Origin of the sequence: Aminobacter sp. UC22_36, from assembly GCF_044056035.1 — a bacterium.
Classification (GTDB): Bacteria; Pseudomonadota; Alphaproteobacteria; order Rhizobiales; family Rhizobiaceae; genus Aminobacter.
This window is the reverse complement of record NZ_CP171996.1, coordinates 3,876,020-3,888,521: the sequence shown is the minus strand read 5'-3', so window position 1 is coordinate 3,888,521 and position 12,502 is coordinate 3,876,020. Positions and strand designations below refer to the sequence as shown.

The following is a 12,502-nucleotide window of genomic DNA, read 5'->3' as shown; positions in this document are numbered from 1 at the left end:
TTCATGACCGTTCTCGTCACCGGCACGGCCGGCTTCATCGGTTTCCATGTCGCCAAACGGCTGTTGGCCGAGGGCTACGAGGTCGTCGGCTTCGACAGCGTCACCGACTATTACGACACCACGCTCAAGCGCGCGCGGCTGGAAATGCTCGCCGAACACAGCGATTTCCGTTTCATCCAGGCTGATCTCGCCGACGCGGCGGCAGTGAAATCGGCGTTCGAAAGCCGTCCCGAGATCGTGATCAACCTCGCGGCCCAGGCCGGCGTGCGTTATTCGCTCGACAACCCGCAAGCCTATGTCGACGCCAACATCACCGGCTTTCTCAACATCCTCGAAAATTGCCGCGCGACGCCGCCGAAGCACCTGATCTATGCCTCGTCGAGTTCGGTTTATGGCGGCAACAAGAAGCAGCCCTATTCGCCACGTGATGGCGTCGACCATCCAGTCAGCTTGTATGCTGCGACCAAGAAGGCCAATGAGCTGATGGCGCACACCTACAGCCATCTGTTCGGCGTTCCAGCGACGGGCCTGCGCTTCTTTACCGTGTACGGCCCGTGGGGCCGGCCCGACATGGCCTACTACAAGTTCACGCGCGCCATCTTCGCCGGCGAGACGATCGACATCTACAACAATGGCGATATGTACCGTGACTTCACCTACATCGACGACATCGTCGAAGGCATCATGCGCCTGCTTGATCAGCCGCCGAAGGCCGATCCTGACTATGACATTGCAACTGGCGGGGCCTCTGGCAGCTGGGCGCCGCACCGCGTGATGAATATCGGCAACCGCCGCAAGGAGCATCTGATGGAGATGATCCGCATTCTGGAACGCGCGACCGGCCGCGAGGCGGTGAAGAATTTCATGCCGCTGCAGCCGGGCGATGTGCTGAGCACGTGGGCCGATGTCAGCGACCTCGAAGCATTGATCGGCGAGCTTCCACACACGCCGATTGAAGAGGGGCTGGTCCGTTTCGTTGACTGGTACGGCAGGTACTACCGCGTCCAATAGCAAGGCGACGGCTTAGGCAGATTGACCTCCTGTGGCGATGTTGCCTGCAGCTTTGCCCGGCAAACAGGTCGCGCCGCCGCCCACGGCGTGACCACGCCATTGAGCGTTGCGCTGTAGCGGGCACACCTGTGGCCGAGCCAGTGAAGCTCATGCTGCACAGACACACCGCCTTCCGCGTTCAGCCCGAAGCCGCTCGTTGTCGTCAGGATCTCCAGACCCTTCACGATGCAGCGCGTCCTCCGTCGCAGGACGGCAACTCGAAAGGGCGTGGAAAAACGGCCGTGGCTATCCACGCTTCGAGCCGACAGGAATCGCTGGCCTTGCCAGGTCGCGACGGGCTGTCTGTCCGTGGACAAATTTGGCGCCAAGAGCAGCCGTCTGACTGCGCGATGGAATTGCATTCCAGAAGATGTGGAACACGGGCAAAAACTGACTGTGCTGGCCGTGCATTTTGGTCGTGGGCTGCTTGCGACACAGCTAATTTGTGAGACACTGCAGCCAATCGGTCGTTTCGGCTCAAAAACCGCGGCCAAGGAACGATTTCCGAAGGCTTTTCAATGCTTGCCAGACTGACTCACCTGGACCGTCTCGAGGCGGAGGCGATCCACATCTTCCGTGAGGTCGCTGCTACTTTCACCAAGCCCGTGATGCTCTATTCCGTGGGAAAGGACTCCTCGGTCCTGCTGCATCTGGCGATGAAGGCGTTCTACCCCGCCAAGCCGCCGTTCCCGTTCCTGCATGTCGACACGACCTGGAAGTTCCGTGAGATGATCGAGTTCCGCGACGCGATGGCGCGCGAGCTTGGCTTCGACCTGCTCGTCCACGTCAATCCCGACGGTGTCCGCGACAACATCAACCCGTTCGATCACGGCTCGAACACCCACACACATGTGATGAAGACGGTCGGCCTGCGCCAGGCGCTCGACAAATACGGCTTCGACGCAGCCTTTGGCGGTGCCCGCCGCGATGAGGAGAAGTCGCGCGCCAAGGAGCGCATCTTCTCCTTCCGCAACGCGCAGCATGCCTGGGATCCGAAGAACCAGCGCCCGGAAATGTGGAAGATCTTCAACACCCGCGTCGCCGCCGGTGAATCGATCCGCGTCTTTCCGCTGTCCAATTGGACCGAACTCGATATCTGGCAGTACATCCTGCAGGAAAATATCCCGATCGTGCCGCTCTATTTCGCCAAGCATCGGCCGGTGGTCGAGCGCGACGGCATGCTGATCCTGCGCGACGACGACCGCATGAAGCTCAAGCCGGGCGAGGTGGTCGAAAACAAGCTCGTGCGCTTCCGCACGCTCGGCTGCTACCCGCTGACCGGTGCCATCGAATCCGACGCCGACAGCCTTGAAGGCATCGTCAGCGAGATGCTGACCGCCCGCACCTCCGAGCGGCAAGGACGCCTCATCGACCGCGACGAAGCCGGCTCGATGGAAAAGAAGAAGCGCGAAGGGTATTTCTGAGAATGCGCCACGCCATGGCCACTAAAATTGAGGCCGCCGAAAGCGTCCGCGAATATCTCGCCGGCCAGGAACAGAAGTCGCTCCTGCGCTTCCTGACCTGCGGCTCGGTCGATGACGGCAAGTCGACGCTGATCGGCCGGCTTCTGTCCGACACCAAGCAGATCTTCGAGGACCAGCTCGCCGCGCTCGAGCGCGACTCGCGCAAGCACGGCACAACAGGCGAGGACGTCGATTTCGCGCTGCTGGTCGACGGGCTGGAGGCCGAGCGCGAGCAGGGCATCACCATCGATGTCGCCTACCGCTTCTTTGCTACACCAAAGCGCAAGTTCATCGTCGCCGACACGCCCGGCCACGAGCAGTACACCCGCAACATGGCAACGGGTGCTTCGACGGCGGATCTCGCGATTGTGCTGGTTGACGCTCGCCAGGGCGTGCTGCGCCAGACGCGGCGCCATTCGATCATCGCTTCGCTGCTCGGCATCCGCAACATCGTCGTTGCGATCAACAAGATCGACCTTGTCGGCTTCGACCAGAAGATCTTCGAGCGCATCACCGCCGAGTACGCGGCCTTTGCCGAGAGCCTCGGCTTCAAGTCGATCGTGCCGATCCCGATGTCGGCGCGCTTTGGCGACAACGTCACGCGGCGCTCGGACAAGATGGGCTGGTATTCTGGCCCGACGCTGATCGAGCATCTCGAGACCGTCGTGGTCGAAGAAGAGGCGGTCGAGCGTCCGTTCCGCTTCCCGGTGCAATATGTGAACCGGCCGAATCTCGATTTCCGCGGCTTCGCCGGCACCATCGCGTCCGGTTCGATCTCGCAAGGCGACGAGATCGTCGTCGCCAAATCGGGCAAGCCGTCGACGGTCAAGCGCATCGTCGCCCATGGCGATGACCTGCGCATGGCAGTCGCCGGCCAGGCCATCACCATCGTGCTCGAAGACGAAGTCGAGGTTTCCCGCGGCAATCTGCTGGTGGCGCCAGCTGCGCGGCCGCATGTCGCTGACCAGTTCGCCGCCAATGTCGTCTGGTTCGACGAGCATGCGCTGCTGCCCGGGCGCTCCTACATCCTGCGGACCGAGACCGACCAGGCCAGTGCGACGGTCACCGAGCTGAAGTACCGCATCAACGTCAACGACTTCGCCCATGAGGCGGCAAAGTCGCTAGAGATGAACGAGGTTGGCGTCTGCAACATCTCGACCCAGTCGCCGGTGGCCTTCGACAGTTTTGCCGACAACCGCACGACCGGCGCCTTCATCCTGATCGACCGGATCAGCAACGCCACCGTCGGTGCCGGCATGATCCTGCATCCGCTGCGGCGATCGGAAAACATCCATTGGCAGTCGCTCGACGTGACCCGTCACGCCCGCGCCGACCTCAAGAACCAGCGTCCGGCGGTGCTGTGGTTCACCGGCCTGTCCGGTTCGGGCAAGTCGACCGTCGCCAACCTGCTTGAAAAGAAGCTGCACGCCGCCGGCCGCCACACCTATGTGCTGGACGGCGACAATGTGCGGCACGGCCTCAACCGCGATCTCGGCTTTACCGACGAGGACCGCGTCGAAAACATCCGCCGTGTCGCCGAAGTCGCCAAGCTGATGGCCGACGCCGGCCTGATCGTCATCGTTTCGTTCATCTCGCCGTTCCGTGCCGAACGCCGCATGGCGCGCGAACTGATGGGGCAGGGCGAGTTCGTCGAGGTGTTTGTCGACACGCCGTTCGAGGAATGCGCCAAGCGTGATCCGAAGGGGCTGTATGCCCGTGCGCTGGCTGGCGCGATAAAGAACTTCACCGGTGTCGATTCGCCCTATGAAACGCCGGAGAATCCTGAGATTCATCTCCAGACACTCGGCAAGACCCCTGAAGAGATGGTCGAGACGGTCGAGACCTGGCTGAATGAGCGAGACATTGCAGAGCATCAATACGACGACGGCGGCGGTATCTGACGAAGCCATTCTTGCAGTGTTCGAACGCCTGGCGGTGCAAGCCGGGCAGGCGATCATGGAAGTCTACAATTCCGAAATCACCGTGACGGACAAGGCCGACGCCTCGCCCGTCACGCAGGCCGACAGGGCTGCCGAGAAGATCATTCTCGAAGGCTTGAGGGCGGCCTTTCCGGACGTGCCATGCGTTGCCGAGGAGGAAACCGCCGAAGGCGTGGTTCCACCGGATCTTGGTCGCGCCTTCTTCGTCATCGATCCGCTCGACGGTACCAAGGAGTTCGTCAAGCGCCGCACCGACTTCACCGTCAACATTGCACTGGTCCGCGACGGAGCCCCTGAAATCGGCGTCGTCTACGCGCCCTGTACTGGCCGGTTCTTTGCTGGCAGGCCTGGAAAGGCTGAAGCCTACGAGATCACTGAAGGCAAGGCTTTCGGGCGCCGCCAGATCCATGTGCGCGAGGGGCGTGAGCCGCTGACCATCGTCGCAAGCCGTTCGCATCTGACCCCCGAGACGGAAACCTTCATCAAGCGGGTGCATGCCGCCGAGATCGTCTCGGTCGGTTCTTCGCTGAAATTCTGCCTGCTGGCGAGCGGCGAGGCGGATCTCTATCCGCGCTTCGGCCGGACGATGGAGTGGGATACGGCGGCCGGCGATGCGGTGCTGCGCGCTGCGGGTGGCACCACGCATACGCTTGACGGTGCGCCGCTCGTCTATGGCAAGCGCAACCAGGAAAACGATGCGGACTTCGCCAATCCGCATTTCGTCTCAAGCGGCCGGATCATCGACCCGGCCTTCATATTCTGATCAGAAAAGTCCTGCTTACTCGGCCGCGATCTTGGCCGAGTTCGAGCCGACATAGTTGCGGATCGTCGAAATGATCCGGTCCTGGTCGGCTTCGCTGAGATAGGGATGCATCGGCAGGCACAGGATGGTGCCCGGCACCGCTTCCGACACCGGCAGACCGCCCGGCACGCGCGGATAGTCACGATAAGCGACCTGCACGTGCAGCGGCTTCACGTAGTAGATGACCGAAGGGATGCCTTGCGCCTGCAGATGAGCCTTCAGCCCGTCGCGGTCGGCGGTCTCTATGGCATACTGCGCCCAGGCCGAACGGCCGGCTTCGGGCGCGCGCGATGCCTTGACCACATCGCCCAGGCCGTCGGCGTAACGCTTGGCTACGACGGCGCGAGCCTGCATCTCGTCTTCGAGGATCGCCAGCTTCTCGATCAGGATCGCCGCCTGCAGCGTGTCGAGACGAGAGTTCAGGCCGACATGGATGTTGTCGTACTGGGTTTCGCCCTTGCCGTGGAAGGCAAACGAACGCAGCTTCGCGGCAAACTCGTCGTCATTGGTGAACATCGCACCGCCGTCGCCATAGCAGCCGAGCGGCTTGGCCGGATAGAAGCTGGTGGCGGCGACATGGCCGTAGGCACCGCACATCTTGCCGTCCTGCGAGCCGCCGATCGACTGGGCGGCGTCTTCGATGACCAGCAGGTTTTCGCGCTTGGCGATGGCGTCGATGGCGGCATAGTCGGCGGCGATGCCAAACAGGTCGACCGGGATGATCGCCTTGGGCTTGAGGCGGCCTTCCGCTTTGACCATGGCGATCGCGGCTTCGAGGCTCTCGATCGAGATGTTGTAGGTGTCGGGTTCGATGTCGACGAACACTGGCTCGGCCTTGGCCAGTGCCACCACTTCGGCGGTCGCAGCGAAGGTGAAGCTGGGCACGAAGACCGCATCACCCGGGCCAATGCCTGAAGCCAGCAATGGCAGCAGAAGCGCGTCGGTGCCATTGGCGCAGGCCACGACATGCTTGACGCCGACATACTTGGCGAGCTGGTTTTCGAATTCGGTAACTTCCGGGCCGAGGATGTAGCGTCCTTCGTCGACAACCTTGTCGATAGCCGCCTTCAGACGGTCGCGGATTCGTTCGCGCTGCGCGCCGAGATCGATAAACTGCATTTTGGCCCCAAAACCCATTCGTTTCTTCGGGCCGCTGATAGCAGAGTTGATGAGTCCGAAAAAGCCGAGCACCCTGCGGCATGCAGGGCGCGGCTGCGGTTCTTGTTACTTTCGGTTGCAACAATTTCGCGCCGAAAATGGCGGAAAACAGCGGTTTTCTCGGTTGGTGCGGCTAAGCCGGCTTGGCGATGCGAAACATAAAGTGATCGGCGAAATCGCCGGAAAACGCCCGATTCAGGCCAGTTCACGCCGCCAGGGCGGGTTTGCGCCGGCCCTCGACACGGTCACAGCGGCGGCCCGCGCGCCGAGCGAAAGTGCCGTTTCGATGGCTGATTCCGAAAGCTCCGAGATCGCGCTCTTGGTCAGGACGTGCTGATCGTGCAACGAGGCCAGCAGGCCCGCATTGAAGGTGTCGCCGGCGCCGACCGTATCGACCACGGTCACCTTTTCGGGTGTCACCGAAACTGTATGCCGGGAACTGTAGGCGGTGGCACCTTTGCTGCCCTTGGTGACGATGACCAGTTTCGGGCCTTTGTCCAGCCAACTGGCTGCGATGTCCGCGTGGTCGCCGGTTTCGCCGAACCAGGCGAGGTCTTCGTCCGAAAGTTTGACGATGTCGGCCATGCCGATCATTCGGTGCATCCGTTCGAGATGCGCCTGCCTGTCCTGGATGAAACCGGGGCGGATGTTGGGGTCGAGCATCGTTACGCGGTTTTCGTGTTCGCGCTTCATCAGCGCTTCGTAGGCCGAGCCGCAAGGCTCGGGGATGAGGCTGATCGCGCCGAACAGCATCGCATCGATGTCGTTGCCGAGCACTGGCAAATCGGCTTCGGTGAGCATGCGTCCGGCCGTGTTCTCGTCATAAAACGTATAGGTCGCATGACCGTTGTCGAGGCGGACGAAGGCCAGCGTTGTTGGTCGGCTCGACAGGTCGGCATAGAGCGAGCCGACGTTGCTTGCGGCGAGTACCTCGCGAATCTGCTGGCCAAACAGGTCGGATGACAGGCCGGAAAAGAACTCCGTGGGTACGCCCAGGCGCCCGAGCGCGATCGCCGAGTTGAAGATCGCACCGCCGGCATAAGGTGCAAAGGCCGGTTCGCCGGCCGGGCTTAGCCGTGGCAGCATGTCGATGAGCGCTTCGCCGCAGCACAGGATCATGGCTTGCCGTTTCCCTTCGGATAGATGACGCCCTTGCGGACGATGACGTTGGCGTAGAGCCGTGGCTCGCTGGTGGCAATGATGGTGTGGGCCGCCTTGACCCGGCCATAGAACGTGTCGCCGGCGAGCGGCACGACGGCAGATCCTGGCGCATGGCGTGTGCACACGGCTTCGATCTCTTCATGCACCGGATCGATGACGGCTGGATCACCCTTCACCGACGAGCGAAAGATCGCTTGCGGAACAAAGTCATCTACAGGCAACACCTGCAGCACGGCATCGAGAACGGGGATCAGGTCAAGGCCATCGGCGCGGATGACCCGGCGGCCATGTTCGAGGGCGGGGTAGTTGCCGTCGACGATGGCAATCTCGTCGCCATGGCCCATGGCGCGCAAGGTGAAGAGCAGTTCCGGGCCGAGAAGGGGCGGGATGCCGATGAGCATGTTCAGACCCCTCGTGATGGCGCGGTCGAGCCGATAAGAAAACGCTCGGACAGCGGCAGACTGGCACCCCCTAGCGCGCGGGCATGGATGCCCACCGTGCCCTCGCGCACGGCAGGGGCTCGCAGCCCTTCGATATCGATCATGCCGATCGAGGCCTGTACGGTTGCGACGATGCGGGCGCGGATCGCCGGCGGCATCCAGCCGTCGATAACGGCGCATTCGAAATCGATGACCGATGCCGAGGCGACGATGGCGTAGGCCAGTGCGTCGGAGGCGGTTGCGATCCAAATGCCGAGATCCGGGCCGAGGTCGCCCCATTCCTCGGGCGAGGACCAAAGATGCGAGGCATCGACGCCGCGTGAATTCAGCGATTTTTCAAGCACGGCAATCGACGCGACATCGATCAACTGGGTCGGCCTGCCGCCCGGGCCTGGCACCGGCATCGAACCGAGCGCGCCAGCATTGCCGGTCGGGCCGCTATAAAGCCTGCCGTTCAGCACGACACCACCGCCGGCAAAGGCGCCGATGTAGAAATAGACGAAGTCGCGCAAGCCGCCGATATCGCCAAACACCAGCTCGGCGCCGCAAGCCGAGGTGGCATCGTTCTGCAAATAGACGGGGAAGGCAAACAGCGCCTGCAAGTCGGTGCGGATGTCGTGATTGCGCCACTCCTCCATCACCTCGCGTGGCGCACCAGCGGTGTCGACCCAGTTCCAGAGTTCGAACGGCATGGCGATGCCGAGCCCTGCGATGCGCTTGTCCTGCTCGCGCGTCAGGCTGGCACGCATCTGGGCGATGCCCGAATTGACGAACGCGATCGTGTCGCGTGGGGTCGGGTAGCGATATGAGTTCTGCAGCATGGCGCGCGTCTTGCCGAGAAAGTCGATGAGCACCAGCTCGGCGCTGCGCCGCCCGACCTTGAGCCCGATGAAGAAGGCGCCGTCAGGATTGAGCGCCATCGGGATCGAGGGCTGGCCGATCTTGCCGCGCACCGGCGCCTGCCGGAGCAGCAGGCCCTCGTTCTCCAGCTCGCGCATGATCACCGAGACGGTTTGCGCTGACAGGCCTGTCATCCGCGCAATGTCGGATTTTGCCAACGCACCACTCTGCCGCACCAGCGACAGCACCAGCCGCTCGTTGTGATCGCGCATGCCGCTTTGGTTGGTGCCACGCAACTGCTGGCTCTCTGCGGCATCTGGCGAACCGTGCCTCGAACTCCCGGCCTCCACCGGCTTCCTCCCGTCATCTCAGCGGTTTTCTCTAGAGATCCGCTCAGCGGTTCTCTCTGGAAATCCGCATTTTTCTTTTGGGACAGAATGCGGGCCGTCCGCAATCCTGTCAATAATAAATAAGAGTGATTTAATTATTGACTCGGGGTGCCGATTGGTGTTTCGTCAGGGCCGGATACTCGACTGGGAAGAGTGAACGAGCATCCGGAACGACACCCGCTGACCGGGGTCGCATGGTTTTGTTTTGGGAGGAGTGCCCGATGAAATTTTCAGTTCTGAAGACGACTGTTTTTGGTGCGGCCGTTGCCGCGCTCGCAAGCATTGCTGCACCGGCATCGGCCGCCGATGTCGGCGCGTGCCTGATCACGAAGACCGACACCAATCCGTTCTTCGTCAAGATGAAGGAAGGTGCGACCGCCAAGGCAGCCGAGATCGGCGTGACGCTGAAGAGCTACGCCGGCAAGATCGACGGTGACAGCGAAAGCCAGGTCGCAGCGATCGAAACCTGCATTGCCGACGGCGCCAAGGGCATCCTGATCACGGCGTCCGACACCAAGGGCATCGTGCCGGCGATCAAGAAGGCGCGCGATGCGGGTATTCTGGTCATTGCGCTCGACACCCCGCTTGAACCAGCCGATGCGGCTGATGCAACGTTTGCCACCGACAACCTGCTCGCCGGCAAGCTGATCGGCCAATGGGCCGCTGCGACCCTTGGCGACAAGGCCAAGGAGGCCAAGGTAGCCTTCCTCGATCTGACCCCGTCGCAACCGACAGTCGACGTCCTGCGCGACCAGGGCTTCATGATGGGCTTTGGTATCGATGTGAAGGACGCCAACAAGATCGGCGACGAAGACGATGCGCGCATCGTCGGCCACGACGTCACCAACGGCAACGAAGAAGGTGGCCGCAAGGCGATGGAGAACCTGCTCCAGAAGGACCCCGGCATCAATGTCGTCCATACCATCAATGAACCTGCCGCAGCCGGTGCTTATGAAGCTCTGAAGGCGGTCGGCATGGAAAAGAACGTGCTGATCGTTTCCGTCGACGGCGGCTGCCCAGGCGTCAAGAACGTCCAGGACGGTGTCATCGGCGCGACCTCGCAGCAGTATCCGCTCGCCATGGCGGCACTCGGCATCGAGGCGATCAAGAAGTTCGCCGACTCCGGCGAGAAGCCCAAGCCGACCGAAGGCAAGGATTTCTTCGACACCGGTGTCTCGCTGGTAACCGACAAGCCTGCTGCAGGCGTGGAATCCATCGACGTCAAGACCGGCCTTGAGAAGTGCTGGGGTTGATCTGACCGCCTGACGGCGTGACACTCTCTTGCAGACGAAGGGCGGCCCCTTGGTCGCCCTTCCTACAAGTGGGATAGAAATCCCTCGTGGGAGGAAATCGACATGACTGACGCTTCGGCAGATGCCAGGCGGCCGCAGGAGTTCGAGAAGGTTCTCTCGGCCAGCGACACCTCAGTGGCAAGCTTCGATACGCATACGCGCTCACCGATCGAGAAGGTCCAGCACTTCCTGCATTCCAATCCGGCGGCGGTGCCGCTGATCGTACTCGTCGCCTCGCTCGCCGCCTTCGGCATCATCATCGGTGGCAAGTTCTTCTCCGCCTTCTCGATGACGTTGATCCTCCAGCAGGTCGCGATCGTCGGCATCATTGGCGCAGCCCAGACGCTGGTCATCCTGACGGCCGGCATCGATCTGTCGGTTGGCGCCATCATGGTGCTGTCGTCGGTGGTCATGGGCCAATTCACCTTCCGCTACGGCTTGCCGCCGTCGCTGGCGATCCTGTGCGGATTTGCCGTTGGCGCCTTTTGCGGCTGGGTCAACGGCGTCCTGGTTGCCTACATGAAGCTGCCGCCATTCATCGTGACGCTCGGCATGTGGCAGATCGTGCTGGCCTCCAACTTCCTCTATTCGGCCAATGAGACCATTCGTTCTCAGGACATCGAAACGCAGGCGCCGATCCTGCAGCTGTTCGGGGAGAATTTCAGGATCGGCAGTGCTGTTTTCACCTTCGGCGTCGTCGCCATGGTGCTGCTGGTCATGGTCCTCTGGTACATCCTGAACCACACCGCCTGGGGCCGGCATGTCTATGCCATTGGCGACGATCCCGAGGCGGCCCAGCTCTCCGGCGTGCGCGTCAACCGGGTGCTGATCTCAGTCTATGTCATTTCCGGGCTGATCTGTGCGCTCGGGGGCTGGGTGCTCATCGGACGTATCGGCTCGGTTTCACCAACCGCCGGCCAGTTCGCCAACATTGAATCCATCACTGCCGTGGTGATCGGCGGCGTCTCGCTGTTTGGCGGTCGCGGCTCGATCCTCGGCATGTTGTTCGGGGCGCTGATCGTCGGCGTCTTCTCGCTCGGTCTGCGCCTGATCGGCACGGATCCGCAATGGACCTATCTGTTGATCGGCGCGCTCATCATCATCGCAGTCGCCATCGACCAGTGGATCAGAAAGGTTGCAGGCTAATGTCGACCGAACCTCTTCTCACCGCACGCGGCCTGGTCAAGCGTTATGGCCGCGTCACCGCCCTCGACCAGGCCGATTTCGACCTTTATCCCGGTGAAATCCTCGCCGTCATCGGCGACAACGGCGCCGGCAAATCGTCGCTCATCAAGGCGATCTCGGGCGCCATTACCCCTGATGAAGGCGAGATCCGCCTCGAAGGCAAGGTGGTCAATTTCAAGGCGCCGATGGAAGCCCGCGACGCCGGGATCGAGACCGTCTACCAGAACCTGGCATTGTCGCCGGCGCTGTCGATCGCCGACAACATGTTCCTTGGCCGCGAGATCAGGAAACCGGGCATCATGGGCAGTTGGTTCCGCATGCTCGACCGGACGGCGATGGAAAAGCGGGCGCGCGAAAAGCTCACCGAACTTGGCCTGATGACCATTCAGAACATCAGCCAGGCAGTCGAGACCCTCTCGGGTGGCCAGCGCCAGGGCGTGGCAGTGGCGCGTGCCGCAGCCTTCGGCTCCAAGGTCGTGATCATGGATCAGCCGACAGCGGCACTTGGCGTCAAGGAATCGCGCCGCGTGCTCGAACTGATCCTCGACGTGAAGCGGCGTGGCCTGCCGATCGTGCTCATCTCGCACAACATGCCGCATGTCTTCGAGGTCGCCGACCGGATCCACATTCACCGCCTCGGCCGCAGGCTGACGGTCATCAATCCGAAGGAATACACCATGTCCGATGCCGTGGCCTTCATGACCGGAGCCAAGGCGCCACCCGAGGCGGCGATCGCCGCCTGACCGCCCGGCTACAACCCTAAGTCTCCGCGTCGCGAGCTA

At 62.2% G+C, this 12,502-nt stretch carries 11 protein-coding genes; 7 read left to right on the top strand and 4 right to left on the bottom strand.

The window, feature by feature from the left end; translation table 11 throughout:
- Positions 1-3 precede the first annotated feature (3 nt).
- From ACHMW7_RS22425 to cysQ, 4 genes are all read left to right on the top strand, one after another.
- Positions 4-1,011, top strand: a complete 1,008-nt coding sequence (locus ACHMW7_RS22425) for an NAD-dependent epimerase (RefSeq protein WP_395447658.1) — start codon at positions 4-6, stop codon at positions 1,009-1,011.
- 557 nt (positions 1,012-1,568) lie between these two features.
- Positions 1,569-2,474, top strand: a complete 906-nt coding sequence (cysD, locus tag ACHMW7_RS22420) for a sulfate adenylyltransferase subunit CysD (protein ID WP_395447657.1) — start codon at positions 1,569-1,571, stop codon at positions 2,472-2,474.
- A 2-nt stretch (positions 2,475-2,476) separates the two neighbouring features.
- Entirely contained in the window at positions 2,477-4,414 is a 1,938-nt protein-coding gene (cysN, locus tag ACHMW7_RS22415; protein WP_395447656.1) for a sulfate adenylyltransferase subunit CysN, read from the top strand.
- The gene (gene cysQ, locus ACHMW7_RS22410; protein WP_395447655.1) at positions 4,365-5,216 is read left to right on the top strand and encodes a 3'(2'),5'-bisphosphate nucleotidase CysQ; all 852 of its coding nucleotides are present in this window, start codon (positions 4,365-4,367) and stop codon (positions 5,214-5,216) included. Before cysN ends, cysQ begins: the two co-directional genes overlap by 50 nt.
- Before the next feature lie 15 nt (positions 5,217-5,231).
- Here the strand turns inward: cysQ and ACHMW7_RS22405 are convergent, their stop codons facing one another.
- From ACHMW7_RS22405 to ACHMW7_RS22390, 4 genes are all read right to left on the bottom strand, one after another.
- Entirely contained in the window at positions 5,232-6,374 is a 1,143-nt protein-coding gene (locus ACHMW7_RS22405) for a DegT/DnrJ/EryC1/StrS family aminotransferase (RefSeq protein ID WP_395447654.1), read from the bottom strand.
- A 234-nt stretch (positions 6,375-6,608) separates the two neighbouring features.
- Positions 6,609-7,532, bottom strand: a complete 924-nt coding sequence (locus ACHMW7_RS22400) for a carbohydrate kinase (protein ID WP_395447653.1) — start codon at positions 7,530-7,532, stop codon at positions 6,609-6,611.
- Positions 7,529-7,975, bottom strand: coding sequence for an RbsD/FucU family protein (locus tag ACHMW7_RS22395; RefSeq protein ID WP_395447652.1), 447 nt, complete (start codon positions 7,973-7,975; stop codon positions 7,529-7,531). Before ACHMW7_RS22395 ends, ACHMW7_RS22400 begins: the two co-directional genes overlap by 4 nt.
- 2 nt (positions 7,976-7,977) lie before the next feature.
- Positions 7,978-9,204 (bottom strand): ROK family protein, encoded by a 1,227-nt coding sequence (locus ACHMW7_RS22390; protein WP_395447651.1) that lies wholly within the window; start codon positions 9,202-9,204, stop codon positions 7,978-7,980.
- A gap of 260 nt (positions 9,205-9,464) precedes the next feature.
- On the opposite strand from ACHMW7_RS22390, the gene ACHMW7_RS22385 reads away from it, so the two are divergent.
- The 3 genes from ACHMW7_RS22385 to ACHMW7_RS22375 all read left to right on the top strand — a co-directional run bounded on the left by ACHMW7_RS22385 (position 9,465) and on the right by ACHMW7_RS22375 (position 12,463).
- Complete coding sequence (locus ACHMW7_RS22385; protein WP_395447650.1) at positions 9,465-10,496, top strand: sugar ABC transporter substrate-binding protein; 1,032 nt, start codon at positions 9,465-9,467, stop codon at positions 10,494-10,496.
- A gap of 102 nt (positions 10,497-10,598) precedes the next feature.
- Complete coding sequence (locus ACHMW7_RS22380; protein ID WP_395447649.1) at positions 10,599-11,681, top strand: ABC transporter permease; 1,083 nt, start codon at positions 10,599-10,601, stop codon at positions 11,679-11,681.
- Positions 11,681-12,463: an ATP-binding cassette domain-containing protein gene (locus tag ACHMW7_RS22375; protein WP_395447648.1), complete on the top strand. Its 783-nt coding sequence runs from the start codon at positions 11,681-11,683 to the stop codon at positions 12,461-12,463. Before ACHMW7_RS22380 ends, ACHMW7_RS22375 begins: the two co-directional genes overlap by 1 nt.
- Positions 12,464-12,502 lie beyond the last annotated feature (39 nt).